At 69.5% G+C, this 26171-nt stretch carries 25 protein-coding genes and 4 pseudogenes; 20 read left to right on the forward strand and 9 right to left on the reverse strand.

Annotated elements, in window-relative coordinates; translation table 11 throughout:
* The first annotated feature begins 630 nt into the window (after positions 1 to 630).
* From ABZ478_RS35255 to ABZ478_RS35325, 15 genes are all read left to right on the forward strand, one after another.
* The gene (locus tag ABZ478_RS35255; protein ID WP_359556174.1) at positions 631 to 1512 is read left to right on the forward strand and encodes a lytic transglycosylase domain-containing protein; all 882 of its coding nucleotides are present in this window, start codon (positions 631 to 633) and stop codon (positions 1510 to 1512) included.
* Positions 1513 to 1624: 112 nt separating this feature from the next.
* Positions 1625 to 2659, forward strand: coding sequence for a sigma-70 family RNA polymerase sigma factor (locus ABZ478_RS35260; protein ID WP_359556177.1), 1035 nt, complete (start codon positions 1625 to 1627; stop codon positions 2657 to 2659).
* Between the two features lie 109 nt (positions 2660 to 2768).
* Positions 2769 to 3698: an ABC transporter ATP-binding protein gene (locus tag ABZ478_RS35265; protein WP_359556178.1), complete on the forward strand. Its 930-nt coding sequence runs from the start codon at positions 2769 to 2771 to the stop codon at positions 3696 to 3698.
* Positions 3695 to 4465, forward strand: coding sequence for an ABC transporter permease (locus ABZ478_RS35270; protein WP_359556179.1), 771 nt, complete (start codon positions 3695 to 3697; stop codon positions 4463 to 4465). Before ABZ478_RS35265 ends, ABZ478_RS35270 begins: the two co-directional genes overlap by 4 nt.
* Positions 4466 to 4468: 3 nt before the next feature.
* Positions 4469 to 5293: an ABC transporter permease gene (locus tag ABZ478_RS35275; protein ID WP_359556181.1), complete on the forward strand. Its 825-nt coding sequence runs from the start codon at positions 4469 to 4471 to the stop codon at positions 5291 to 5293.
* Positions 5290 to 6561: an MCE family protein gene (locus ABZ478_RS35280; RefSeq protein ID WP_359556184.1), complete on the forward strand. Its 1272-nt coding sequence runs from the start codon at positions 5290 to 5292 to the stop codon at positions 6559 to 6561. Before ABZ478_RS35275 ends, ABZ478_RS35280 begins: the two co-directional genes overlap by 4 nt.
* The gene (locus tag ABZ478_RS35285) at positions 6558 to 7598 is read left to right on the forward strand and encodes an MCE family protein (RefSeq protein ID WP_359556186.1); all 1041 of its coding nucleotides are present in this window, start codon (positions 6558 to 6560) and stop codon (positions 7596 to 7598) included. Before ABZ478_RS35280 ends, ABZ478_RS35285 begins: the two co-directional genes overlap by 4 nt.
* Positions 7599 to 7876: 278 nt before the next feature.
* Complete coding sequence (locus ABZ478_RS35290) at positions 7877 to 8869, forward strand: MCE family protein (RefSeq protein WP_359556273.1); 993 nt, start codon at positions 7877 to 7879, stop codon at positions 8867 to 8869.
* A complete protein-coding gene (locus ABZ478_RS35295; RefSeq protein WP_359556189.1) occupies positions 8866 to 9975 on the forward strand; it encodes an MCE family protein in 1110 nt (369 codons plus the stop codon). The genes ABZ478_RS35290 and ABZ478_RS35295 overlap by 4 nt, the downstream gene beginning before the upstream one ends.
* Positions 9972 to 11255 carry an MCE family protein gene (locus tag ABZ478_RS35300; RefSeq protein ID WP_359556192.1) on the forward strand — a complete coding sequence of 428 codons (1284 nt, stop codon included), beginning with the start codon at positions 9972 to 9974 and terminating at the stop codon, positions 11253 to 11255. Before ABZ478_RS35295 ends, ABZ478_RS35300 begins: the two co-directional genes overlap by 4 nt.
* Entirely contained in the window at positions 11252 to 12526 is a 1275-nt protein-coding gene (locus ABZ478_RS35305; RefSeq protein WP_359556195.1) for an MlaD family protein, read from the forward strand. Before ABZ478_RS35300 ends, ABZ478_RS35305 begins: the two co-directional genes overlap by 4 nt.
* A gap of 11 nt (positions 12527 to 12537) precedes the next feature.
* Positions 12538 to 13011: a hypothetical protein gene (locus ABZ478_RS35310; protein ID WP_359556197.1), complete on the forward strand. Its 474-nt coding sequence runs from the start codon at positions 12538 to 12540 to the stop codon at positions 13009 to 13011.
* Between the two features lie 33 nt (positions 13012 to 13044).
* Positions 13045 to 13866 carry a hypothetical protein gene (locus ABZ478_RS35315; RefSeq protein ID WP_359556198.1) on the forward strand — a complete coding sequence of 274 codons (822 nt, stop codon included), beginning with the start codon at positions 13045 to 13047 and terminating at the stop codon, positions 13864 to 13866.
* Between the two features lie 156 nt (positions 13867 to 14022).
* A complete protein-coding gene (locus ABZ478_RS35320; RefSeq protein WP_359556201.1) occupies positions 14023 to 15792 on the forward strand; it encodes a sialidase family protein in 1770 nt (589 codons plus the stop codon).
* Positions 15789 to 16292: a hypothetical protein gene (locus ABZ478_RS35325; protein WP_359556203.1), complete on the forward strand. Its 504-nt coding sequence runs from the start codon at positions 15789 to 15791 to the stop codon at positions 16290 to 16292. Before ABZ478_RS35320 ends, ABZ478_RS35325 begins: the two co-directional genes overlap by 4 nt.
* Before the next feature lie 316 nt (positions 16293 to 16608).
* Here the strand turns inward: ABZ478_RS35325 and ABZ478_RS35330 are convergent, their stop codons facing one another.
* Complete coding sequence (locus tag ABZ478_RS35330; protein WP_359556204.1) at positions 16609 to 17172, reverse strand: dihydrofolate reductase family protein; 564 nt, start codon at positions 17170 to 17172, stop codon at positions 16609 to 16611.
* Between the two features lie 448 nt (positions 17173 to 17620).
* On the opposite strand from ABZ478_RS35330, the gene ABZ478_RS35335 reads away from it, so the two are divergent.
* Both ABZ478_RS35335 and ABZ478_RS35340 read left to right on the forward strand, forming a co-directional pair.
* Positions 17621 to 18169, forward strand: coding sequence for a GNAT family protein (locus ABZ478_RS35335; protein ID WP_359556207.1), 549 nt, complete (start codon positions 17621 to 17623; stop codon positions 18167 to 18169).
* 266 nt (positions 18170 to 18435) lie between these two features.
* Positions 18436 to 19644: pseudogene (locus ABZ478_RS35340) on the forward strand (RNA-guided endonuclease TnpB family protein).
* Positions 19645 to 19657: 13 nt separating this feature from the next.
* Here the strand turns inward: ABZ478_RS35340 and ABZ478_RS35345 are convergent.
* The 3 genes and pseudogenes from ABZ478_RS35345 to ABZ478_RS35355 form a co-directional block, all read right to left on the reverse strand.
* A complete protein-coding gene (locus ABZ478_RS35345; RefSeq protein ID WP_359556208.1) occupies positions 19658 to 20242 on the reverse strand; it encodes a hypothetical protein in 585 nt (194 codons plus the stop codon).
* A 100-nt stretch (positions 20243 to 20342) separates the two neighbouring features.
* Positions 20343 to 20552 (reverse strand): annotated as a pseudogene (locus ABZ478_RS35350) (IS5/IS1182 family transposase); the annotation flags it as partial.
* A gap of 45 nt (positions 20553 to 20597) precedes the next feature.
* On the reverse strand, positions 20598 to 21653 hold the full coding sequence (locus ABZ478_RS35355; RefSeq protein WP_359556211.1) for an HAD family hydrolase: 1056 nt from the start codon (positions 21651 to 21653) through the stop codon (positions 20598 to 20600).
* Between the two features lie 175 nt (positions 21654 to 21828).
* Here ABZ478_RS35355 and ABZ478_RS35360 point away from each other — a divergent pair.
* A pseudogene (locus ABZ478_RS35360) lies at positions 21829 to 22308 on the forward strand (IS5 family transposase); the annotation flags it as partial.
* 58 nt (positions 22309 to 22366) lie between these two features.
* Here ABZ478_RS35360 and ABZ478_RS35365 read toward each other — a convergent pair.
* From ABZ478_RS35365 to ABZ478_RS35380, 4 genes and pseudogenes are all read right to left on the reverse strand, one after another.
* Positions 22367 to 22528: a hypothetical protein gene (locus ABZ478_RS35365; protein ID WP_359556213.1), complete on the reverse strand. Its 162-nt coding sequence runs from the start codon at positions 22526 to 22528 to the stop codon at positions 22367 to 22369.
* Positions 22529 to 22559: 31 nt separating this feature from the next.
* Positions 22560 to 23513, reverse strand: a complete 954-nt coding sequence (locus ABZ478_RS35370) for a MerR family transcriptional regulator (RefSeq protein ID WP_359556274.1) — start codon at positions 23511 to 23513, stop codon at positions 22560 to 22562.
* 123 nt (positions 23514 to 23636) lie between these two features.
* Positions 23637 to 23793 (reverse strand): annotated as a pseudogene (locus ABZ478_RS35375) (site-specific integrase); the annotation flags it as partial.
* Between the two features lie 95 nt (positions 23794 to 23888).
* Positions 23889 to 24140 carry a hypothetical protein gene (locus ABZ478_RS35380; protein ID WP_359556215.1) on the reverse strand — a complete coding sequence of 84 codons (252 nt, stop codon included), beginning with the start codon at positions 24138 to 24140 and terminating at the stop codon, positions 23889 to 23891.
* A gap of 35 nt (positions 24141 to 24175) precedes the next feature.
* On the opposite strand from ABZ478_RS35380, the gene ABZ478_RS35385 reads away from it, so the two are divergent.
* A complete protein-coding gene (locus ABZ478_RS35385; RefSeq protein WP_359556217.1) occupies positions 24176 to 24418 on the forward strand; it encodes a hypothetical protein in 243 nt (80 codons plus the stop codon).
* A gap of 245 nt (positions 24419 to 24663) precedes the next feature.
* On the opposite strand, the gene ABZ478_RS35390 is transcribed toward ABZ478_RS35385, so the two are convergent.
* The gene (locus ABZ478_RS35390) at positions 24664 to 25332 is read right to left on the reverse strand and encodes a Type 1 glutamine amidotransferase-like domain-containing protein (RefSeq protein WP_359556220.1); all 669 of its coding nucleotides are present in this window, start codon (positions 25330 to 25332) and stop codon (positions 24664 to 24666) included.
* Between the two features lie 251 nt (positions 25333 to 25583).
* On the opposite strand from ABZ478_RS35390, the gene ABZ478_RS35395 reads away from it, so the two are divergent.
* Complete coding sequence (locus ABZ478_RS35395) at positions 25584 to 26000, forward strand: CBS domain-containing protein (protein WP_359556222.1); 417 nt, start codon at positions 25584 to 25586, stop codon at positions 25998 to 26000.
* Positions 26001 to 26171 lie beyond the last annotated feature (171 nt).

Genomic DNA, 26171 nt, shown 5'->3' on the forward strand with positions numbered 1-26171 from the left:
CGCACTGCCCGACCGCGTGCACGAAGCCCTGCACCACTGGCTCAGCTCCGGCAGGTGATGCGCCGGACGCCGGCACAGCGCTTCCACGGGACCGGATGCGGGGCAGGAGCGCCTGCTTCGATGCACCGCGGGCGCTGCGTCCCCTCGCCGGCATCGTCGCGCTCTCCTCTGCCGACAGCGTCTTCTGTCACTGCGGTCGTGCGGCAGGCTGCCACTACGGGACGTTCCAGGCGGAGGTGGACGGTCGCCCGTACGCAGTGGCCAGGAAACTCGGCGTTCCAGGATGCGGGTGGGCCAGTAGTCGCCTGGCCGACGCGTCTAGGCCCGGCCACCGCACCGTGAGCACGCGTGCGCATGCGTACCTCACTCCAGCAGAGCCACCCGCCCGATCCTCCGGCTCCGCGCGACGGACCTGTCCTCCGGCCGCGTAGAGCAGACGACGGATTCACCTACGGAGGGGGCTGCACAGTGACAGCGCGTGCACTCAAGCAGGCACTGAGGGGTACCAGGGGTACGGCGATCGCGGCGGCGGTGATGGCCGTGCTGACCGCGTCACAGGCACCGAGGGCGGTCACGGCCCACGCCGCAGAGCCTGTGCGGGAGGCGGCACCTCCTGAGCACGGCCTCAGTATGTCCGGCGACACCCCGTACCGCACCGGTCTTCCCCCGCTGCGAACGCGGAAGAAGGGTTCGGCACAGGCAGTGACGGGAGGTGGCGCCCTGCCCACGAGCGTGTTCGCCGCGTACCGACGTGCCGAGCGGGAACTGGCGCGCAGCGCGCCACGCTGCCGGCTGCGCTGGCAACTGCTGGCCGCCATCGGCCAAGTGGAGTCCGGGCAGGCAAGGGGCGGCCGGGTCACCGGGGACGGTACGACTGTGGCGCCCATCCTCGGCCCGCAGCTGACCGGCGGCGCCTTCGCCATCGTGCCGGACACCGACGACGGCGCGTACGACGGGGACGCGGTGTACGACCGCGCGGTCGGCCCGATGCAGTTCATCCCGTCCACCTGGGCTCGCTGGAGAGCGGACGGCAACGGTGACGGACGGACGGATCCGAACAATGTCTACGACGCGGCGCTCGCCGCAGGCCGCTACCTGTGCGCGGGGGGCCGGGATCTGTCGAACCGCGCCGATCTGGACCGGGCGATCCTGGGCTACAACCACTCGGACGCCTATCTGCGCACCGTCAAGGCGTGGTACGCGTACTACCTGACCGGACATCGTGTGGTGCCGGATGCGTCCGACGGATCCCGGTCGGACCGGCCGGAGGCGTCCCGCCCGAAGAGGCCGAAGCCCTCGCCGTCGAAGCCGTCGGATGACCGGAAGCCGGGCCCCGGTGCTTCGCGCACGCCGTCGACGCCGCCCACCTCATCCTCTCCCGGCCCGTCCCCCGAGGCCGGCGTCCCGATGGAGTCCGGGACGCCGCTGGTTCCGGTCCCCGAACCGAGCCTCACGCTGCCCGGCGGCGGTGTGCTGCCCGACGCGGGGCCGCTGACCACCGGCAACGGCTGAAACATGATGGGCGTCTCCCCCTCCACAACTGCCACTACTCGGCGGTAATGTCGCCACGGTCGTAAGCAAAGGACCGGCAGGCGAGTGCGAAGGGGCCCTCATGGCGACGGACATGCCTGCGGACACGGCTGCCACCGACGAGCGTTGGCAGCGCATGTGGAGCCATCGCGAGCAGCTGCTCAAGGTGGCCCGGCGGCGATCCATGAGCCAGGAGGACGCCGAGGACGCCGTTCACGAGGCGATGCTGCGGGCCGCGGAGCGCCCGGACCTCGACGACGAACGGCTCGGTGCCTGGCTGACGACGGTGACGATGCGCTTGTGTGTCGACCGGTACCGGCAGATCAACCGCGAGGCCGAGGTGGGCAGCCGTCCCACACTCGTCGCGCCGGGCCCCGTACCGGTCGAGGAGGTGGTGTGCGACCGGGCAGAGGCGAAGTGGCTCGCCGTGCGCAGCGGTGAGCTACCGGCCCGGCAGGCAGAGGCACTTCGCCTGAGATCCGAGGACCTGGACGTGAGCCAGGTCGCGGTGCGGATGGGGCTCAGCTACCGGACCGTCGAGTCGCTGCTCGCCCGGGCCCGGCGGACGCTGCGCGCCTCACTGGCCGGGACGCTCGGGCTCGTGCTGTTCCTGGTCGGGCGCGGGCGGCTGCGCGGGGGCGGCAACGCCCAGGCGGTCGCGGTCACCTCGACCGCGGCGACCCTGGTGGTGGCGGGGTTCGTGCTGCCGTACACGCTCGACGGGGGCGGAAACGGGAACAGCCCGGCGCTGCGGCCGCCCATATCCAGCGACGCACAGGTCCCCGGCGGCCAGGCCACGGGCCGTGGGCGCGCCCCCAGGACGCCCGCCCCCAAGCCCTCGGCACCCGCGGCTCGGGGCCGGACGCCCTCACCCACCACTGAAATGTCCTTGCCACTGCGAGTGCCGGCGCCGTCCCTGCCGGAGGCGCCCGCGTCCCCGCTCCCAAAACTGCCGGCGCCGCAGGTGCCGGGCCTGCGGACCGCCGTGCCGGGCCTGCCGTCCGCCGTGCCGGACCTGCCGACGAGGCCGGCCGCCTCGTCGGTCCCGTCGCTTCCCCCGGCCTCGGCCCTACCGGTCACTCCGCTCTCCAGCCCCGCCCCGAGGACGCCTTCGCCGAGGCTGCCGTAGCGCCCCGTACACGCGTCCGCAAAAAATTCTTCATCTGCCGCGACGGACACCCTTCCCCTCCCCGTAGAGCAGATGTCGGGGTGGCTCCGCGGACGAAGGATGGAACCGGATGGGTGTCGAGATCTGTGTGGAAGGGCTGACCAAGTCCTTCGGCCAGCAGGTCATCTGGCGGGACGTTTCGTTGACGCTGCCCGCCGGGGAGGTCTCGGTGATGCTCGGCCCCTCGGGGACGGGCAAGTCGGTGTTCCTCAAGACGCTCGTGGGGCTGCTGAAGCCGGAGCAGGGCTCGGTGAAGGTCGCGGGCCGGGACATCACCCGCCTGCGCGAGCACGACCTGTACGAGGTGCGGAAGCTGTTCGGCGTGCTGTTCCAGGACGGCGCGCTGTTCGGCTCGATGAACCTTTACGACAACATCGCCTTCCCCTTGCGCGAGCACACCCGCAAGTCCGAGAGCGAGATCAGGCGGATCGTCCTCGAAAAGATGGACATGGTCGGGCTGATCGGCGCCGAGGCGAAGCTGCCCGGCGAGATCTCCGGGGGTATGCGCAAGCGGGCCGGGCTCGCCCGTGCCCTGGTCCTCGACCCGGAGATCATCCTGTTCGACGAGCCGGACTCGGGCCTGGACCCGGTCCGCGTGGCCTACCTCAACCAGCTCATCGTCGACCTCAACGCACAGATCGACGCGACCTTCCTGATCGTCACCCACGACATCGCCTCGGCCCGCCAGGTCCCGGACAACATCGGGCTGCTGTTCCGGCGCGAGCTGGTGATGTTCGGGCCTCGCGAAGAGCTGCTGGCCAGTGACGAGCCCGTCGTACGGCAGTTCCTGAACGGCCGGATGCAGGGGCCGATCGGCATGGCGGAGGAGAAGGACGCGGCCCAGGTCGAGCAGGAGCTGGCCCAGATCGACGGGGCCGACCCGGCCGATGCGCTGACTCCCCGCCTGCTCCCCGGCCCCGGCATCACCCGCCCGCCCCGCTGGCAGGCGATCGCGAGGCGCGAGGCGAAGCTGCACGGGACGGCGGTGAGGGGCGCATGAGGCTCTCTCCCACGGGTGCGCTGCGGCACTCGGGCAACCTCTTCGCGATGGCGCTGCACGTCGTCCGGTCCCTGCCCCGGCGGCCCTTCCAGGCACGGGAGTTCATTCAGCAGGCGTGGTTCGTCGCCAGCGTCACGATCCTGCCGACGGCGCTGGTCTCCATCCCGTTCGGGGCGGTCATCGCGCTGCAGATCGGAAGCCTTACCCGGCAGTTGGGCGCGCAGTCCTTCTCCGGTGCCGCGTCCGTGCTCGCCGTGCTGCGGGAAGCCTCGCCGATCGTCACCGCGCTGCTGATCGCGGGCGCGGGCGGCACGGCGATCTGCGCGGACCTCGGGGCGCGCAAGATCCGGGACGAGATCGACGCGATGCAGGTGCTCGGCATCGACCCGATCCACCGGCTCGTCGTACCGCGGGTGCTGGCGTCGATGGTCGTTGCCGTGCTGCTCAACGGCCTCGTGTCGGTGGTCGGTGTCGCGGGCGGCTACTTCTTCAACGTCGTCCTCCAGCACGGCACGCCCGGCGCCTACCTGGCGTCCTTCACCACCCTCGCCCAGCTGTCCGACCTGTGGGCGGCGGAGATCAAGGCGCTGGTGTTCGGCGCCATCGCGGCGATCGTCGCCTCGTACAAGGGGCTGACGGCGCAGGGCGGCCCGAAGGGCGTGGGCGATGCCGTCAACCAGTCCGTGGTGATCACCTTCATGTTGCTGTTCGTGACCAACTTCGTGATGACCGCCGTGTACTTCCAGGTCGTCCCGCAGAGGGGTTAGCCGATGAGACCGCGAGAACTCCTCGATCGCCCCTTGCGCTCACTCGAAGAGCTGGGCGCGCAGCTGTCCTTCTACGGACGCTCACTGGCCTGGACGGGCCGCACCCTGCGCCGCTACAAGAAGGAGGTCCTGCGGCTGCTCGCCGAGGTGAGCTTCGGGCGCGGCGCGCTCGCCGTCGTCGGCGGCACGGTCGGCGTGATCGCGTTCCTGTCCTTCTTCACCGGCACCGAGGTCGGCCTCCAGGGCTACGCGGCCCTCAACCAGCTCGGCACCTCCAACTTCGTGGCGTTCCTGTCGGCGTACTTCAACACCCGGGAGATCGCCCCGCTGGTGGCCGGACTCGCCCTGTCCGCGACGGTCGGTGCCGGGTTCACCGCGCAGCTCGGTGCGATGCGGATCAGTGAGGAGACCGACGCGCTGGAGGTGATGGGCGTGCCGTCGCTGCCGTTCCTGGTGACGACGCGGATGATCGCCGGCTTCGTCGCTGTGATCCCGCTGTACGTGGTCGGACTGCTGTCCTCTTACCTGGCCGCCCGCACCATCACCACCGGCTACTACGGGCAGTCGACCGGCACGTACGACCACTACTTCCACCAGTATCTGCCGCCCGTCGACGTGTTCTGGTCCTTCGGCAAGGTGATCGTCTTCGCCGTGCTGATCATCCTGGTGCACTGCTACTACGGCTACCACGCGAGCGGTGGCCCGGCCGGCGTCGGCGTCGCGGTGGGCCGGGCGGTGCGGACCTCCATCGTCGCCGTCAACGTCCTGGACTTCTTCCTGAGCCTCGCGATCTGGGGCGCCAACACGACGGTACGGATAGCGGGGTGAGAGCGGTGCGTACGCACAGAACCAGGCTCAGGCTGTACGGCATCGCGTTCCTCGCCGTGCTCGCGCTGCTGCTGTCGCTCGCGGTGGCCGTCTACCAGCAGGCGTTCACCTCCGTCGTGCCCATCACCCTGGAGACCGGCACCCTGGGCAACCAGCTCGAGCCACGCGCCGACGTCAAGCTGCGCGGGCTGCTGGTCGGCGAGGTGCGCGAGGTGCACGCCGACGGCACGAAGGCGACCCTCGACATCGCGCTCAAGCCGCAGTACGTGTCGTACATCCCTTCGGACGTCCACGCGCGGCTGCTGCCCAAGACGCTGTTCGGCGAAAAGTACGTCGACCTGGTCGCCCCGACCGGCGCCGCGCACCCGCCGGCCCGGCCCATCCGAGCGGGCGACGTCATCACCCAGGACCGCACCAGGGCCGGCATCGAGGTGCAGCAGCTGATGAACGACCTGCTGCCGCTGCTGCGCACGGTCCGGCCGGGCGAACTCAACGCCACCCTCTCGGCATTCGCCACCGCACTGGAGGGGCGCGGCGACCGGATCGGCGACAACCTCACCCGGGGCGAAGGCTATCTGCGCCGCCTCAACCCGCACATGCCTTCCCTGAAGGAGGACATCACGCGGTTCGCGGACGTCGCCGAGGTGTACGGCGACGCCGCCCCCGACCTGATGCGCATTCTGCGCAACACGGTCACCACCAGCCGGACGATCGTCGAGAAGAAGGACCAGTTGGCATCGGCTCTGCGCGCGACCGCCTCCGTGGCGGGCACGGCGAACGACTTCCTGACCGAGAACGGCGACCGGCTGATCACCCTGGGCCGGGTCTCCCGCCCCACGCTGGAGCTGTTCGCCCGCTACTCACCGGAGTACCCGTGCCTGTTGCAGGGCCTGGTCCGGCAGGAGAAGGCGTCCGAGGACGCGTTCCGGGGCGGCGAGATGCGGATCACCCTCGAGGTCGTCCGGCCCCAGGGCGCGTACCGGCCCGGCGAGGAGCCGGTGTACGGCGAGCGGTCCGGCCCGGACTGCCGCGGCCTGCCGCATCCGCGGGTGCCCGGGCCGAAGCCCCGTCTCCACGACGGTACGTCGGCCGGAGGTTCCGGCGGCCCACAGCCCGGAGGCGCCGGCGTGTCCGCCACCCGGGCCGAGCAGCGGGCCGTCGGCTCGCTCGTGGCCCCCGTCATGGGCGTCCCCGCGGACCAGGTGCCGCCCGTGGCGACCCTGCTGTTCGGGCCGCTCGCGCGCGGGACGGCGGTGAGTGTCGCATGAGCAGGTCAGGAGCCCGGCAGACCGCCGCCCCGCTGGTCAAGTTCAGCCTCTTCGCGCTGGTCACGATCGCGGCGACGGCGCTGCTCGCCGCCACCATCGTCAACATCTCCCTCACCTCCAAGGAGACCTATCACGCGGTGTTCACCGACGTCACCGGGCTGGAGACCGGCGACGACATCCGGGTGGCCGGAGTGCGGGTGGGAGAGGTCGAGGGCATCCGGATCAAGGACCGGACCCTGGCGGAGGTCACCTTCACCGTCAGCGCGGAACGGCCGGTGCTCGCCGGGACCCGCGCGGTCGTCCGCTACCGCAACCTGGTCGGACAGCGGTACATCGCGCTCACCGAGGGCCCGGGCGACGGCACCACCCGGCTGCGCCCGGGCGGCACCATCCCGCTGTCCCGGACCCGGCCGGCGCTGGACCTCAACGCCCTGCTGAACGGCTTCAAGCCGCTGTTCGCCGCGCTCAGCCCGAGCGACGTCAACCAGCTCGCCACCGAGATCGTCCGGACCCTCCAGGGCGAGGGCGGCACGGTGAACAGCCTGCTCGCGCACACGGCCTCGCTCACCAGCACCCTCGCCGACCGCGACAAGCTGGTCGGGTCGGTGATCGACAACCTCAACGCCGTCCTGGAGACGCTCGACAAACGCGGCTCCCGTTTCTCCGGTCTGCTCACGCAACTGCGCCGGGTGGTCTCGGGGCTGTCCGCCGACCGCAAGCCCATCGGGGAGTCGCTGGTGAGCATCGGCGACCTCACGGACGTCACGTCGGGGCTGCTGAAGGACGCGCGTCCACCGTTGAAGGACGACATCGCCGGGATCGGCGATCTCACCGGAACGCTTGACAAGAACGAGAACACCGTGGAGGGCGTCCTGAAGCGGCTGCCGAACAAGCTGGAGAAACTGACGGGCACCGCCTCATACGGCTCGTGGTTCAACTTCTACCTCTGCGACTTCGACGGCCGGATCGTGCTGCCGAAGACCAAGCAGGTGATCACCCCGGACATGCACGTGGCGCGAGCGAGGTGCGGCGGATGAGCATGCGCGTCAGGCGGCGCACCACCCGCCGCCCCGAGCCCCTGGTGAAGGTGCGGGTCCTGCCCCCGAGGCTGCCGAAGCTTCCCAGGCTGCTGCCCCGGCGCGCACCCCGCCCCGAACCCCTGGTGAAGGTGCGGGTCCTGCCCCCGAAACTGCCGGCACTTCCCAGGCTCCTGCCCCGGCGCACACCCCGCCCCGAGCCGCTGGTGAAGGTGCGGGTCCTGCCGCCGAAGCTGCTCAGGATCCGGCTCGGGCGCCCACGCCTGAAGCCCTTCAGCATGGGGGCACCTCCCAGAGGTAGCCGGGGGAGTAACCCGGTCGTCATCGGCGCGGTCGGCCTCACCGTCCTCGCGCTGCTCACCGTCGCCGCCTTCAACGCCGACAGCCTGCCGCTGATCGGCGGCGGTGACACCTACAGCGCGGCCTTCTCCGAGGCAGGCGGGCTCAAGCCGGGCGACGAGGTACGGATCGCCGGGGTCAAGGTCGGCAAGGTCGAGGCCGTCGACCTGGACGGCGACCACGTCGAGGTGACCTTCAAGGTGAAGGGCCGCCCGGCGTTCGGTACCGACACGGGTGCGGCGATCCGGGTCAAGACGATCCTCGGCGCGAAGTACCTGGCCCTGTACCCGAAGGGACCCGGCCGGCTGAAGGCGGGCAGCGAGATCCCGCTACGGCGGACCGTTTCGGCCTACGACGTCGTCCAGGCCTTCAGCGACCTGACGACCACCACCGAAGAGGTCGACACCGGCCGGCTCGCGAAGGCGCTGGACACGATCTCCGTCACCTTCCAGGACTCTCCCGAGGAAGTGCGGGCGTCGATCAAGGGGCTGTCGCGGATCTCCCGGACCGTCGCCGCCCGTGACAAGGCGCTGCGCGGGCTCCTCGACCATGCGAACGGAGTCACCAAGGTGCTGGCCGGTCACACGAAGGACTTCTCCGCGCTGGTGAAGGACGGCGACGTCCTGTTCAAGGAGATCGACAAACGGCGCACGGCGATCCACGCGCTGCTCAAGAGCTCCGCGCTGCTGGGCATCGAGTTGTCCGGCCTGGTCGACGACAACAGCAAGCAGATCGGGCCCGCGCTGAAGAACCTCAACACCTTCGTGACGATGCTCGAACGCAACCAGACCAGCCTCGACCGCAGCGTCCGACTGCTCGCTCCCTACATACGGCTCTTCACCAACACCCTCGGCAACGGCCGCTGGTTCGACTCCTACATCCAGAACATGGTCGCCGCCCCGGTCACGCCCCGGACGGGAGGCACCCGATGACCCGCAGAATCCTTGCCCTGTTCATCGCGCTCGCGCTCCTGATCGGCCTGGCCGTGATCCTCTGGCCGGGCCCCGGCCCCGTCCGCGTCACGGCCTACTTCCCGCGCACCGTCGGCATCTACCCCGGTTCCGACGTCCGCGTCCTCGGCGTCCGCATCGGTGAGGTCAGGAAGATCACGCCGGAGGGCGGCCGGGTACGGGTGGAGCTGGAGTACGACCGGGGCCGCAAGGTGCCGGCCGGCGCACAGGCCGCCATCGTCAACTCGTCCGTGGTCAGCGACCGTTACGTGCAGCTGCTGCCGGTGTACCGCAAGGGCGCGGTGCTGCGGGACGGAGACGTCATCCCCGAGTCCCGTACGGCCGTCCCCGTGGAACTCGACCGGATCTTCGACAGCCTGCACACCACCGCCGAGGCCCTCGGCCCGAACGGCGCCAACAAGAAGGGCTCGCTGTCCCGGCTGCTCGGGGTGAGCGCGGACAACCTCCAAGGGCAGGGCGAGAACCTCCACCAGACGGTGCGGGACCTGTCCCAGGCGGTCACCACGCTGTCCGACGGGCGCGGCGACCTGTTCGGGACCGTGCGGAACCTTCAGGTGTTCACGGCCGCGCTGGCGGCGGACGACACCAGCGTGCGGTCGTTCAACACCGACCTCGCCGTCGTGGCCGGGCAGCTCGCGGGGGAGCGCAAGGATCTCGCGGCCGCGCTGAAGTACCTGGCCGCCGCGCTCGGCGACGTGTCCGGCTTCGTCAAGGGCAACAAGAAGGCGCTGACCTCGGACGTGCGGGGCCTGGCCAAGGTCACCAAGGTCCTCGTCACCCAACGGAAAGCTCTGGAGGAGCTGTTGACCGTCGCCCCCACGGGCCTGTCGAACCTGCAGAACGCCTACAACCCCGCCGCCGGCACGCTCGACACCCGCAACAACGCGCAGTCCTCGCAGGATCCGGCTTCCCTTCTCTGCTCGATCCTGAGAGCGACCGGCAAGGACCACGACGACTGCGCCGGGCTGAAGAAACTCTTCGACTCCCTCCCCGAGCTTCCGTCGGCTCCCGCGTCGACGGGCACGGTCGACAAGACCCTCGGCGGCATCCTGAAGGCACCGGCATGAGCGCGCGGCGCAAGGGCCGGACGGCCGCCTGGGCGGCGGTCGGCTCGCTGCTGCTGACCGGCTGCGAGTTCAACGGCTGGTACGACGTCCCGCTCCCCGGCGGCGCCGCCTCGGACGGTCACGCCTACCACGTCACCGTCGAGTTCCGGGACGTCCTGGACCTCGTGCCGCAGTCGGCGGTCAAGGTCAACGACGTGACCGTCGGCGCGGTGGAGAAGGTGGAACTGGACGGCTGGCACGCCCGCGTGCGGCTCCGGGTCGCCGACTCGGTGAAGCTGCCCGGCAACGCGGTCGCCGATCTGAGGCAGACCAGCATGCTCGGCGAGAAGTACGTCGCCCTGTCCGCGCCGGCCGGGACGCGGCCCCTCGGACGGCTCCGCGACGGCGACCGCATCCCGCTGTCCCGCAGCGGCCGCAACCCGGAGGTCGAGGAGGTGCTGTCGGCCCTGTCCGCGCTGCTCAACGGCGGCGGGGTGGCCCAGCTGAAGACGATCACCGTCGAGTTGAACAAGGCCCTTGGTGGCCGCGAGGACCGGGTCAGGTCCCTGCTGAGGCAGCTCGACACGTTCCTCGGCGGCCTCGACGACCAGCGGGCGGAGATCGTGCGCGCGCTGAAGGGCGTCGACCGGCTCGCGAAGCGGCTGAAGAAGGAGAAGAAGACGATCGCCCTGGCCGTCGACACCATGCCGCCCGCCCTGAAGGCCCTCGCCGACCAGCGCAAGGACCTGACGAAGATGCTCACCGCCCTGTCCGGGCTCGGCAAAACCGCCACCAAGGTGGTGAACGCCTCCCACGACGACACCGTCGCGAACCTGAGGAAGCTCCAGCCCATCCTGCGGGAGCTGAACAAGGCGGGCGACGACCTGCCCGACTCCCTGGAGATCCTCACCACGTACCCGTTCCCGCGCAACGCGACGGACGCCGTCAAGGGCGACTACGTCAACCTGAAGATCACCGCCGACCTCGACCTGGCGGACCTCTACGGCAACGTCACCGGCAAGCCCGGCAGGGGCAGGAAGTCCCCGGGCCCCGGAGCACCGCGTCTTCCCAGCCTGCCCGCTCCCACCCCCCTCCCGTCCCTCCCTTCCCTGCCGTCCACCCCGTCGCTGCCGTCGACCCCGCCCGTGCCCTCCGCGCCCCCGACGCCCTCCGACGGCAACAGCCTGCTGTGCCCGCCGGTGTGCACCGCCGCCTACGGCACCGCAGACGGCTCGCGTCGCCTCCCGTCCGGGATCGACCCCGGTCTCGCCGAGCTGATGCTGAAGGGGATGCTGCTGTGATCACACGCACCGTCAGGGCCCAGTTGCTCGCCTTCGCGGCCGTCACCGCCCTCGGGGTGTCGTACGTCGGCGCCCGGTACACGGGCCTGGTGGACGACGTCATGCACCGCGGGTACACCGTGCGTGCCGACTTCGCCGAGTCCGGGGGCATCTTCACCGGCGCCGAAGTCACCTATAGGGGGGTGCCGGTGGGCCGCGTCGGCGATCTGCGGCTGACCGGGTCCGGGGTCTCGGTGGCGCTCAAGATCGAGGACGGCGCCCCGCGGATCCCGGCCGACACGCTCGCGGTGGTGGCCGACCGTTCGGCGGTGGGGGAGCAGTACGTCGACCTCCAGCCGCGGCGGTCGGGCGGGCCGTACCTCATGGACGGCACCCCGATCCCGCGCAGCCGCACCCGGACCCCGCTGCCGGTCACCGACCTTGTCCTCAGCCTCGACCGACTGGTCAACTCGGTCGGCAAGGACGATCTGCGGGTCACCGTGGACGAGCTGGGCAAGGCCTTCGCCGGCACCGGGCCGAACCTGAGCCGGCTGGTGGACTCCGGCGACGCGCTGGTGGAGTCGGCGTCGGAGTCGCTCCCGCAGACCGTCTCACTCATCGAGGACTCGCGGAAGGTGCTCAAGACACAGGCCGACCGGGGCTCGGCCATCAAGTCGTTCTCCCGCGACCTGGCCAGGCTCACCGAGCAACTGAAGTCGAGCGACGGCGATCTGCGCAGGCTGATCGGCAACACCACGCCCGCCACCAAGCAGGTGGACTCCTTGCTGAAGTCCACCCGGCCGCACGTACCGGTCCTGCTGGCCAACCTCATCAGCGGCGGCCAGATCACCCTGGCCCGGCTGCCCGGCGTCGAACAAGCCCTGGTCACGCTTCCGCTCACGGTCGCGGGCAGCTACACGGTCATCCCCGGCGACGGCACCACCCACTTCGGGCTGACCGTGAACGCCGACGACCCGCCCGCGTGCACCCAGGGCTACGGCACCCGGCGGCGCGACCCCGCCGACACCACCACCCGCCCGGCGAACACCGAAGCGCGCTGCACGGTGCCGCGCGGCAGCAAGACCTCCGTGCGCGGAGCGCAGAACGCGCCCAACGCGACGACCGGTCGGCAAGGCGCCGGCCAGGCCGCGTTCGTGGCCCCCTACGACCCGGAAACCGGCACTGCGACCGGCCCGGACGGAACGCCCGTCGAGATCGGCTCGACGGGCGGCGAACAGACCGTGTTCGGAAAGGAGTCGTGGCAATGGCTGCTCGTGGGACCGATGGCGTGAGGGGCGGACGCATGAGGCTGCTGTCGGCGGGGCTCGTCGCCGCGACCGTGCTGACATCCGTGACGGGTGTCTGGCTGGGCCTGAAGCTGTCCGACCAGCGCGCGGCCGAACAGCGCCGCCAGGACGTCCTGGCGGCGGCCCGCCAGTCAGCACTGAGCTTCACCTCGCTCGACTACCGGCACTACGACCGGGACAGCGGCGATGTGCTGAAGGGCGCCACCGGCGAGTTCAAGAAGGAGTTTGCCGCGCAGACCGCGCAACTGACGAAGCTGGTCGCGCAGAACAAATCGGTGTCTGAGGGGCAGGTCCTGGAAGCGGGCATCGTGCGGTCCGACGAACACTCGGCCCGGGTCCTGGTCGTGGCCGACAGCAAGGTGTCCAACACCGCCGCGCCTGAGGGCCAGGTGCGCACCTACCGGCTCCAGCTCGACCTCGCACGCGTGTCCGGCCGCTGGCTGACCTCCGACGTCGCGTTCGTGGGCTGACCGACCGTGAGTCCATCGATGAGGAGACACACCGTGGCGAACCCGACCGCACGCACCCGCGGCACCGGCTCACCGGCCCGCCGTACCATGACCGCGGCCGCCCGCGCGGCGGCCAAGCGCGCCGGGCGGCCCGCGCGCCCCGAGCGCGCCGGCCGCCAGGAAGAGCGGACTCCCTCCGGGAGCGACCTGCTCGCCGAGCCCCCGGCTGGCGGCTGGGAGGCTCCGCCGGAGCCCGAGTCACCCCAGTCACCCGAGTCGCTCGAGTCGCTCGAGTCGCTCGAGTCGCTCGAGTCGCTCGAGTCGCTCGAGTCGCCCGAGGGGAAGCCGGAGGACGGCGCACCCCCGCGCGAGATCAGGCGGAGCGTACTCCCCGCGGTGCTGGGCGTCGTCCTCGTGGCGGCACTCGCCGCGGCCACCGTACTCGGGTGGCAGTACCGGCAGGGGCGGCAGGCGGAGCAGGCCCGCGGCGAGGCCCTCACGGCCGCGGGGAAGGCGGCGCCGGTCGTGCTGTCGTACGACTACCGCCACCTGGACCGCGACTTCTCCCGGGCCCGCGCCCTGCTGACCGGGCACTTCCGCGACCAGTACGGCAAGACCACGAAGGCCGTGGTCGCGCCGACCGCGACGAAGTACCACGGCGTGGTGACAGCGACCGTGGCCACACCCACCGACGGCGGCGCCCCTGCGGTGTCCGTCGTGTCGGCCACACCGCACCGTGCCGTCGTCCTGCTCTTCGTCAACCAGCTCACCCGGAGCACCCAGGTCTCGAAACCCCGGCTGGACCTGAACCGGGTGCGCCTGACGCTCACCCGCACCTCCGACGGCTGGAAGGTGAGCGGCGTCGACGCCCTCTGACCCCGCCGACCAGGACTTTGCAAGTGCCCTCGCGCAGTCGGCGGGGCACTGAAGGCACCATCCCCACCCCACACACCACCACCCGTCGTCCGACTCGCGACCTTCGAGGTACCCGTGGCTCTCCTCTCCGTGCTCCGTCCTCACCATCACTCGCGAATGCGCCTCGTCGTCGGGTTGCTGACGCTCGTCGCCGGAACCCTGCCGAGTGCGGCCGCCGACGCCGCCACCCCGCCCTCCGGATCGGTCAGCGACACCGCGCCCACGACCACATGGAGCGCCGGTCCCTTCGCCGTCCCGAACGTCTCCGGCATTGCCGGGGCGGTGAGCTGCGGGACCGCGCAACCCTGCGACGACCACGCCCTCAAGGTGTCGGTGCCCGCGGGCTACGACGCCGGTCACAGCCTGCGCATCGACGTCAGATGGCCGGACTCCGCCGCAGACTTCGACCTGTACGTCCTCGATGCGGACGGCCGGCAGGTGGCCGCCTCAGCCTCGTCCAGCGACCCGGAGACCGTGCTGCTTCCGGCGGTGTCGGCGTCGTACACCGTGCGTGTGGTGCCGTACGCGCCGCTCGGCGACAGCTTCACCGGCACCGCAAGCCTCATCACCGCTCCGGTCGATCCACCGCCGAGTACGGCCACACCGCCGACGTACGCGAACTCCCGGGCACCCGATGGCATCACGGACGCGCACAACGCCGGTGAACCCTCGATCGGCGTCGACCGTGCGAGTGGCGCCGCGATGTTCCAGGCGTACACGTCGACGCTCAAGATCACCTACGACAGTGCCGGTGCCGCCACATGGCAGGACAAAAGCGCGGGCGCGGCCAACGGCTGCCCCCAGGGCAGTACCACCAGCCTCGACCCGATCCTGTTCACCGACCCGGTCACCCACCGCACCTTCGAGTCTCAGCTCGCCGGCAAGACCGCGCTGACCTGCTACACCGACGACGATGGCGAGACGTGGACGCCGACAGGCGGCTCGGGCATCAACTCCGGTGTGGACCACCAGACCATCGGTGGCGGCCCCTTCGCCCCGGGCGGACCAGGCGCCCTCACGTCGTACCCGAACGCCGTCTACTACTGCTCGCAGGACATCGCCGACGCCTCCTGCGCGGTCAGCCGGGACGGCGGTCTGACGTACGGGCCCGCCGTACCGATGTACTCGCTGCTGGACTGCGGCGGCCTGCACGGGCATGTGAAGGTCGCCCCGGACGGCACGGTGTACGTGCCCAACAAAGGCTGCGGCGGCCATCAAGCCGTGGCCGTCTCCGAGGACAACGGGCTGACGTGGACCGTCCGCGAGAACCCGTCCAGCACCCCCGGTGACTCGGACCCGAGCGTGGGGATCGGAGCCGGCGGGACTGTCTACATGGGCTACCAGAACAGCGACGGCACGCCGCGTATCGCCGTCAGCCACGACAAGGGCAAGACATGGCTGTACGACCAGAACGTCGGCGCGGCCCTCGGCATCAAGAACGTCGTCTTCCCGGCCGTGATCGCGGGCGACGACAACCGCGCCGCCTTCGCCTTCCTCGGCACCACCACGGGCGGCAACTACCAGGACCCGGCCTTCCAGGGCGTGTGGCACCTGTACGTGGCCACCACCTACGACAGCGGCCAGTCCTGGGTCACCGCCGACGCCACCCCCACCGACCCCGTCCAGAAGGGCTCGATCTGCACGGGCGGCACCACCTGCGGCAAGGACCGCAACCTCCTCGACTTCATCGACGCCACTACCGACGCCCAGGGCCGCGTGCTCGCCGCCTACGCCGACGGCTGCACCGGCACCTGCGCGACCGGAGGTGCGCAGAACTACGACGCGCTGGCCTCCATCGCCCGCCAGTCCACCGGCAACACGCTGTACGGCGCGTACGACGCCATGGTCAGCGGCGCGCACAAGAAGCCCGAAGGAGCCACTAGATGAGACCGTCGCTCTCGGCTGCCGTACTGGCAGGAGCCGTCCTCAGCCTGGCCGCGGTCACCGGCTGCTCGGCAGCGACCAAGCACGCCGAGCGCCCGGGGGCGACGCCGTACCCGGCGAAGCGGGCAACCGATCCGCCGGCCGGGAACACGGCCGGTGCCGCGCCCGACGGCTGTCCCACGGCGGCCTCACTGCCGCTCCCCAAGGACTTCCCGGAGAACCTGCCGGTGCCCGACGGCGCGGTCGTGACCTCGGTGGAGCACCGCACCGGCGGCCGACTCGTCGTCGCTACCGTCGTACGGGGCGGCTTCGACACCACCCTGGCGTTCCTGCACACGCAGCTGCCCAAGGCCGGCTACATCCCTGAGGAGGGCGAAGTGGAGAAGGACGACGCCGAGTCGAACTTCTTCACCGCGACCGTCCGGGGCCGCTGGGCCCTGCGGAAGATGCCCGACTGCGAGGGAGGGGTGTACCTGACGTACCTGACGGCTGCCGCCTCCTGAACCCGGCCCGGCCGAGCCCTCTTCCTGGCCGGTGAAACCGCAAGGGGCCGGTCACGGGGTTTCACGATGCCTGATACCTGAGAGAGGGTGAGGGCTGGGTGCGGCGGGTGCATTACCGCACCACAAGCGCACCAGATCGAGCGGGGAACAGTGGGAATCACGGTGAAAGCAGCCGAGCCCAACGAGACCACGGTTCGGCGATTCGCCCAGGTCAGTGCACGGCCTGTGATCCGGCAGGGGTATGACGATCGCCTCGGAACACAGCGCCGCGGGATCCTTGGGCGCCCGAAGCCCGCGTCGATCCGACGTCGAGCGCTCAGCGCTTGGTCTCGTACCTGGTCAGGACCACGCCGTCGGGGAACGTCCGGGTCTCCACCAGGGTCAGGTTCACCCAGTTGTCCAGGGTTGCGAAGAACGGCGTGCCGCCGCCCACCAGGACCGGATGGGTGACGATCGCGTACTCGTCGATCAGCCCGGCCCGCATGGCCGCCGCGGCGAGTGTGGCACCGCCGATGTCCATGGGGCCGCCGTCGTCGGCCTTGAGTCTGGTGGTCTCGGTGACCGCGTCGCCGGTGACCAGACGGGTGTTCCAGTCGACCGTGCTGGTCGTAGAGGAGAACACCACCTTCGGCATGTCCCGCCAGCGGCCGGCGTACTCGATCGCCGCCGGTGTGGCACCCGGCTGCTTGTCGGCGGTCGGCCAGTGGGAGCTCATCGTCTCCCACAGCTTGCGCCCGTACAGCGCCAGGCCCGTCGCGTCCACCCGGTCGGACCACCACTGGAACAGCTCGTCGCTCGGCACGGCCCAGCCGAGGTCGTCGCCGGGCGCGGCGATGTAGCCGTCCAGGCTCATGTTCATGGCAAAGGTCAGTTTCCGCATGGCGTCAGCCTCCCGTGAGTCGGTATTCGGCGTACAGAACAGCACGGCGCGGAAAAAGCATCGGTCAGGCCACACTGCCGCAGTAAATACCGGATCTACTGCGGCAGTGTGGACTGACCGTGATCATCGCGACCTGCGGCGGGTTCCCCGGCCGCCGCAGGCGAGGTGTACGCATGTACTGCGGCAGTGCCGGAAGGGCGGGGCCAGCGTGGCGATCGAACCGGTGACCGAACTCGGAAGCGGGGGCGCGCTCCGGCTGCCGCGCGCCCTCCCGCCGGAGCGCGAAGCCGCCAGCCTTTCCCGTCGCCGCGATCGACGACCCGACGCTGCCGGAAGTGCTGGCCGAGTTGACGGCGGCGCGGGCGGACGGCCGCTGGGGGAGCGTAGTGCGCGGAGCGTGGTCGAATACCTGAGTGCGGCTAGACGGGGATCACGGCAGGATGAGCAGATGGAGGAACCACTTTACGTGCCTGAACTCGCTGCCGGTGAGGGCTTCACGCTGCGGCCGTGGCGCATGCCGGACCTCGACCTGGTCCGTGAAGCGTCAGAGGACGATCACATTCCGTTGATCACGACGGTGCCGTCTCCGTTCTCCGAGGCGGGAGGCGTCGCATTCGTCGAGCGGCAGTGGGGGCGGGCAACCACCGGGACTGGGTATCCGTTCGTCATCGTCAGTCCTGACGGCGAACCAGTCGGCAACGTGGGGCTGTGGCTCAAGGACCTGGGGCAGGGCCGCGCGTCGCTTGGCTACTGGGTCGTCAAGTCGGCGCGAGGCCGGGGTGTTGCCGGGACCGCGCTTGAGGCAGTTGTCGGCTGGGCCCGGCGGGAACTGCGCATCCCCCGGCTGGAGCTCTATGTGGAGCCCTGGAACCGCGCCTCCTGGCGAACCGCGGAGCGCGTCGGTTTCCAACGCGAGGGCCTGATGAGGAGCTGGCAACAGGTCGGAACCGAGCGTCGGGACATGTTCATGTACTCGCTGCTGACCGATGGGCAGTGACGCGGACGACCTCAAGGCCGCGCTCGTCAAGGCTGCGTGCGGAGCTGGCATCAGCGGCTCGCCGAGCCGTTCCTATGCGCATGCAAAACGACGGTGAGCGCTGGTCATCGGGTCTCCTTCGTGGATACCCCGGCTTTCAGGCGGGGGAGGGCACGAAGCTTCCGCGGAGCGGGGCAGGGAATGGCGATTCGCCGCCAGGGCGATTCGGCGTCTATGGCCAACGGTCGACACCCGCCGTTCACACGGGAACTGATAGATTGTGAGCTATGGCGCAGCAGGTCTAGCGGGCGTTCAAGTACCGCTTTTACCCCACGGACGAGCAGGCGGCAGAGCTGTCCCGCACGTTCGGTTGCGTCCGCCTCGTGTACAACAAGGCGTTGGAGGAGCGCACTCGCGCGTGGTACGGCGAGTAGCGCCGCGTCTCCTACGTGCAGTCGTCGGCGGCGCTGACGGAGTGGAAGAAGACCGAGGAACTGGCCTTCCTGGCGGAGGTGTCCTGCGTCCCTCTTCAGCAGGCGCTGCGTCACCTTCAGACCGCGTTCGGGAACTTCTTCGCCCGGCGAGCGAGGTACCCGCGCTACAAGAGCCGGAAGAAGTCCCGAGCGTCGGCCGAGTACACCCGCAGCGCCTTCAAGTGGCGTGACGGGAGGGTGACGCTGGCGAAGATGGTCCAGCCGCTGGACATCCGCTGGTCGCGTCCCCTTCCCGAAGGCGTGGAGCCGACGATCGTGACAGTGTCCCGTGACGCGGCCGGGCGTTGGTTCGTGTCCCTGCTGTGCGAGGACACCATCACGCCCGCGCACGCAACCACGCAGGCCGTGGGCATCGACGCCGGGATCACGTCCCTGGTGACGCTGTCGACCGGGGAGAGGATCACCAACCCGAAGCATGAGCGCCGCGACCGCGCCCGCCTCGCCCGCGTACAGCGCGAGCTGTCGCGGAAGGCGAAGGGTTCGGCCAACCGGGAGAAGGCCCGGCGCCGTGTCGCCAAGGTCCACGCGCGGATCGTCGACCGGCGCCGTGACTTCCTGCACAAGCTGTCGACTCGGCTCGTCCGTGAGAACCAAACGGTCGTGATCGAGGACCTGACCGTCCGCAACCTGCTGAAGAACGGCAAGCTCGCGCGCGCCATCTCGGATGCGTCGTGGACGGAACTTCGCTCCATGCTGGAGTACAAGTGCGCCTGGTACGGGCGCGAACTCGTCGTAATCGACCGCTGGTTCCCCAGCTCGAAGCTGTGCGGGGTCTGCGGCACGGTTCGCGGGAAGCTGCCGCTGAACGTCCGCGAGTGGACGTGCGCCTGCGGCGCCGTGCATGACCGCGACGTGAACGCGGCACGCAACATCCTGGCCGCCGGGCTGGCGGCGTCTGCCTGTGGAGACGGTGTAAGACCTCAACGGGAGTCCTCCCGCACGGGGCGGTCGTCGATGAAGCAGGAACCCCAGCGGGCGACCGCTGGAATCCCCCGCCCTTAGGCAGGGGAGGAAGTCAAACCGAGTCAGGTCGTAGCCGGGCGAGTTCGTCTGCGCGACGGTGGTCCTTAGGGCGGCCGAGGGCCCGCCGCATGCGGATCAGGTCGTCGAGTGCGGCGTAGCGGATGGTGAACCCTGCGGGATCACGGGTGGTCTCGGCCGAGGCCAGGCAGGAGGTGACATCCATGGCACCCCAGCGCAGCTCGGGAGTGCACAGGTCTCCGCTGGCACCGGTGACCCGGTACCCCACCTGTGAGCGGTCGAGATCGGGCAGTTCGGTGCAGCCGCACAGGGTCAGGGCGTCGCGCAAGGCGTGCGCCTCGTCAGGGGTGCCGTCCCAGAGCAGGTCGAGGTCCCCGGTCAGTTCGGTGGAGCCGTGCATGATGCCGGCGACCTGGCCGATGACTACCGCGCGCGAGCCGGTGTCGTGGATTGCTTGGAGGAAGGGGAAGGGATTGAAGCCGAGTGCCCCGTCGGTGGCGAAGGTGCCCAGTAGATCGTCGGCTTCCTCGGGGCGGCGCCCGATGGGGATACGTTCTCGTGTTGCGTCTTCGGTCCGGGCGATGGCCTGCCGCAGGCGCAGGGCAGCTGTCTGGCTCATGGGCCCATCCAACACGGCCGGACCCTGCCGGTGATCAGAAGTGGTCCGGTCTGATCGCTCCGGTCAACTGGGCGGCCATTTTCCGTACCACGAGGCTCGTCTACCGAGTCGTCACAGTGATGGTGCGGCGATAGCAGATGAGGGTGCTGGCGATACCGACGAAGGCGAGGAAGTGTTCAGCCTCGCGCTCGTAGCGGCCGTGCAGGCGGCTGCAGCCGTTCAGCCAGGACAGCGTCCGCTCGACCACCCAGCGGTCCCGTCCCAAGCGGCCGGACGATTCGATGCCGCGGCGGGCAATGCGCGGCACGATCTGCCAACGGCGCAACCGTCCTCGCAGGTGGTCGAAGACCGCGCCTTATCTCGACGCACTGATGACGTAGTCGATCGCGGTAGCGACGTCCTCGGCGACATGGGTGGGTTGGTAGGAGTCCTGCGCCCACGGCTGCCCGTTCGACACCCACACGCTTCGAAGCCCGAGCGTGCGCGCGCCCTCGATGTCGGCATGCGGGGAATCGCCGATGACCCATGCGCCGGTGAGGGGCACTCCGACGGCATCTGCGGCAGCGAGGAAGATCGCCGATTCGGGCTTCTTGCGTCCGACCGTCTCGGAGATCACCCAGCCCTGGACGAGTTGGTCGAGTCCGGTATGGCGGATCTTGGCTTCCTGCTGAGCGGTGCGGCCGTTGGTGACGATCACGCAGGTCCAGCCGCCGGCCCTGGCCTTGTCCAGGGCCTCGCGGGAGAAGGCCGTCAGCACGACGCGATCGGCGGCGCCATGGTCAAGCAGGGCATGGATGGCCGTGGCGGGCACCATGCCCCGGTATCGGTCGATCATGGCCGCGGCGACATCGTGGCGGGCGGTATAGCCGCTGGCGTCGACGGTCATCACCCAGGTGAGGTCGGTGCCGGGCAGGCGGTGTTCGGCGAGGAATGCGGTCGCGGCGTCGCGGAAGGCGGCGTCGCGGTCGACCAGGGTGTTGTCGAGGTCCAGCATCAGCAACGGCATGATCGGCAGTAGACCACGGGCGGTGATCTCGAGGCAGGTTTCCCGTCCAGGATCGACATGGTCGGCAAGGTAGATCAGGGTGCCCTGCCGGCCCATGCCGAAGGCGGCAACAACGAGCTCGGGGTCCATGGTGTTGGACTCGACGAGACGAGTCCTGCGGATCGTCCGGGGCGGATATCCGCAGTCGTCAAGAACATCGGAGAGGCGATCAGTTGAGGCCGGACTTCGTCCGGCCTTGGTTCCTTTGGTGACCGCCACCCGCGGGTTGGCTGTGGGCCATGCCGCACGGTGGACCAGGCACCGCTCAAGCATCGCCCAGAAGGCGGGATCGAGCGGGATGGGGTGGGGTCGCTTGCCGAGCCGGATCGTATGAGCCGCCGGGTGGAGGTCGGTGACCCGCAGCATCCGAACCTCCGTGCTGCAGGCGCCGTGCAGCAGGGCGAGTATGGCGAGCAGGGGCCTCGTGCGGGTGGACGTCGTCGCTTGTGGTCCAGTGGCGGAAGAGTTCGCGCTGCTGGAGCACGCAGCCGGAGCCCGCAAAAGGGGGGCGATCCGCTCCGGCGAGCCCACCGACCACGCACTCGCACGCTCCCGCGGCGGCCTGAGCACGAAGGTCCACCTGGCCGCGGACGGCCGTGCACGACCCCTCGCCCTCACCGTCACCGCAGGCCAAGCCGGTGACGCACCCGCTTTCGAGACGGTGATGTCCCGGATTCGCGTCCCCCGTAGCGGCCCGGGCAGGCCGCGAACCCGGCCCTTCGCTGTGCCGGCCGACCGCGCCTACTCGTCCCGCGCCATCCGCATTCACCTGCCGCGCCGGGGAATCCTCGCGGTCATCCCGCAGCCGTCCGACCAGATTGGCCACCGCCGGCGGCGAGGCCGCCGAGGCGGCCGCCCACCCGGCTTCGACCGCGAGGCTTACAAGCAGCGCAACACCGTCGAGCGCTGCATCAACCGACTCAAGCAGTGGCGCGGCCTGGCCACACGAACCGACAAGCTCGCCCTTGCCTACCAGGCCGCGCTACACCTCGCCGGCATCCTCATCTGGACCCGACGCTGACCAAAGAGACAGAACCTAGCTCGCCCTGCCGGTATGAGGGCCATGTCAGTTGGCGCCTTCAGATGGCCAGCAACCCCGCGAGCAGCACAGCAGCCATCGCAGAGAAGACCCGAGGTCTTCTCCAGCCTCGCCCCGAAGCCTGGCGGTTCAACTCCCACACGAACACCAGGCCGCCACCGAGCCCCAGAGCGCTCCGCAGCAGGTAAACGGTGGTGTGCATGGGGAGCCTCCAAAGGCTTTCGAGTGGACGTTCACAGGGGGTTGTCGCTGAGCCAGGCAAGGACCTTGTCGGCGTGCTTGTCCGGCGGGAAGATCGGGTAGAAGACGTGCTCGATCACGTTGTCCTTGATGATCAGCGTCAGCCTCTTGTACAGCGTCAGCCCGCGGGTGGTGAATGTGGGCAGCTCCAGTGTGCGGGCCAGGCTCAGCGCCACGTCGGACAGCATCTGGAACGGCAGGTGGAGCCGTTCGGTGAGCTCACGCTGATAGTCGGTGTCCTGACTGGACAGGCCGTGCACCCGAGCCGCACCGGCCGCGAGCAGGTTGCCGTGATGATCGCGGAAGCCGCACGTCTCGGCGGTGCAGCCACGGGCGCCGGGGATGGAGTCCCAGCCCTCGGGCAAATCGGTGTCGGGGCGGCCCGTCAGCGGATAGATGTAGAGCACTGTACGACCTGCACCCAGTGCCTCGAGGTCGACCGTCGCGCCGTCTGTGGCCGGCAGCTTCAGATGCGGCATTCTCATACCGGGCAGGTGTTCAGCGGCGCCGTCGTCCTCAGGAGCGGGCAGGCCGGCAGGCAGGCTCGTGTAGTTGGTCATCGGTTCTTCTCCTTCGGTAGCCGTTGAGAGGCGGCCGCGGTGGGCGGCCTCGTGCAGGCGCGCCACCAGCACCGCCCGGCGTGCGAGGAGGCCGTCGATCCGCTGTGTGAGATCGGTGATGGCGTCCCTGTACCCGGCCAGCGCGGCCGGGCAGTCGTCCACATACCGGTGCCCGAGGGTCAGGCAATCCAGGAACGGCCGTGTCCCCTCGGCAGGGATGCCGAGGCGGCCCAACGCGCGGATCTCCTGCGTGAGTCGTACGTCGTGTTCGTCGTAGTCCCGGTAGCCGTTGGTCAGCCGCACCGGCGCGAGCAGACCCAAGGATTCGTAGTAGCGCACCGCTTTGGTCGTCACACCCGCCCGACGGGCCAGCTCACCTATCCGCATGCCTCTCACCTCGAAGAAAAGGTAAACCTTGCCCTTGAGGGCAAGGTCAAGCGATCTTCCTCCACACTCCGTCTCGCGAGCATCCTCATCTGGAGCCGACTTTGACCAAAGACACGGAACCTGGACGAAGCTGTGCCGCAGCTCCCTCGGCGTCCACTCGTTGGCGTTGATCCCGTCGATGCCCCTTGAGCGCCTGGCGGAAGGCACGGCGGACGTTGGCGGCATCGAGCGGCTTGCCCACGGCCGAGGAGAAGACGAGCCCGTGTTCCTCCCACTCGTCAGATCCCTCGCGCCAAAGCAGTCCCCGGCCAACGTCGCTACGCCGACTGCTCGGTACAACCGTGCGCCATGACGGGTGGTCGTTCAGCCGTCACCCTAGCCGCGGAACGTTCCTGAATCGTCAGCTGCGTCGGCGAAGTCCATGTTGGTGATGCTCAGATTGGCGGAAATTTCGGAGTACCACTGGGCCGGGACCCGGAACGTCCGTCCGGGTTCGTCATAGAGATCGACGGGCAGGAGCGAAGAGGAAGGGTCGCTCATGGTGGTTGCACCCGCGAGGAACACGTAGGTGAGTTTGTCGTCTTCCTCCATGGCGCCCTCCTCGCCGATGAGTGCCTGGATGCTCACGTCGGTGAAGCGGGGATCACTGACGTACGTGACGTGTGGATGTCCGTCTGCGGCGTCGGTCGCTGCTTGTACTGCGGACCAGGCACCGCGCGGCCGGCCTCGCCGCGATCACAGACCTCGCCTTCGTCGGCCTCGACGACGGCCCCGATACCGACCCGGCCCTGATCACCGGCTACAAGAAGCCGAAGGACAAGAAGCTCGCGCCCGCGAAGAAGCTGCTCAACCAGCTGACCGAACGCGCGGTGTGTGAGCACGCCTTCGCGCATCTCAAGAACTGACGCGTGGTGACCAAGCTCCGCCTCGACGTGAAGTGGGCCACCCGCCTCGTCCGGGCACTGCTGGTCCTCAACCAGCACGAGATCAGCAGGTGACCGACGATCTTCATAACAGACAGGCTGGGTCCCCTTCGTCGAGTTGCTCGGCGAGGCTCCGACAACGGGCGATCGGTCACCAGGAGCCGCTTGGGCCCGAACGCAGCGCTGGTGGTGAGGGACGGGCTGGCCGGACACCGGGCGTCGCTCGCTCAGGCGGGGAAGTGTCTCCATGTGCCCTCGGAGACGACCTCCAGTGCATCGTCGACCACCGTAATGGCGGTGTCATCGTCGATCGCGTACGCCGGATTCGGGAGACCGGTCGCCCACTTCTCCGCCGCAGCCATGCTGTTGTCCGGCAGGTCGACGTGATCTACGTGCGGGAAGATCGAGAAGTCGACGACGCCCAGCGCGCTGTCGTCGCCGGTGGGCGCCTTCCACTCTACGAAGTACTCCCCGATGCGGGGTGTCATCACCATGCTCCCGGCGCTGAGCCCCACCCAGACCTTCTCGGTCAGCGACGGCAGGAAGTCCGCCAGCCCGGACTGCCGCATCCAGTGGGCCAGATACAGCGCATCGCCGCCGTTCACCAGCAGGACGTCCGCCTCCTGGACCCACGGGATCCAACGCTCTTCACCGATGCTGGACAGCGCGGTCAGCTCCAGCACCCCCAAGGACTTCCACCCCAGGTCGCACATGGGCAGGCGGGACTGTCCGCTGATGAAACGCCAGGCCCCAGCCGGGCTACCCATCGGGTGCCCATACCCCGCAGTGGGGATGCACAGGGCATCGGACTCGGCGATCGGCTTGCCCAGCAGTTGCACAAGCGCGTCCTGGATGCTCGCGTTGGTAATACCCGCCGACGTGAGAAGAAGCTTCAAGTTGACTCCGATGCGAACGCGATGGAACGGTCTGACAGGTAGACCGGAGGCCATCACAAAACTCATCGTTGTGGCGCGTGGCAAGACTTCTGCACCGGCAAAACCACCCCGCCCGACGATCAACACAGCAGACTGCCGCCCACGACCAGCACGAGCACTCCGAAGACCAGCCACGTCGGACCCATGACCAGCAACTTCAAGATGCACACTGCTCAGTGGGCACCAGTTCCCGACCCGCGAACGGAGGCGTCATGACGCGTCATGTGCGGGACATCATGACCAGCCGGCTGGTGACGGTGGAGCCGCAGGCATCGGTGACGGCGGTGGCACAGCGGATGCGCGGCGAAGACATCGGGATCGTACTGGTCACCGACGGAGACGATCTGCGAGGCCTGGTCAGTGACCGCGATCTCGAGATACGTGCGCTCGCGGAAGGCGACCCGGGCGAGAAGACCGTGGCTGCCGCCTGCAGCGACGATCTTGTCACCATCAGCCCGGACGAAGACCTCGACCGTGCGGTCGTGCTCATGCGTGAGCATTCCGTTCGCCGCCTTCCTGTCGTCGAGGAGGGCCACGCCGTGGGCATCGTCTCCATCGGTGACCTGGCGATCGACCGAGATGCGCACTCGGCACTCGGCGACATCAGCGCCGCCAGACCCAATCAGTAGGACACCCCACACCGCGTGAGGAACGCCGCGCGGTTGTCGGCGACGTTCCTCACGCGTGAAGTCAGAACTCGGTCGAGCTACCGGGCTTGGATGCGTGAGCGGTAATTTTCCGGCGAAGCCGTGCTGTGGTGGTGCGCGGATGCCTCCGCGACCTGCTTGAGTCCCCAGCTC

It is taken from the genome of Streptomyces sp. NPDC005706 (assembly GCF_040631045.1).
Taxonomy (GTDB): Bacteria; Actinomycetota; Actinomycetes; order Streptomycetales; family Streptomycetaceae; genus Streptomyces.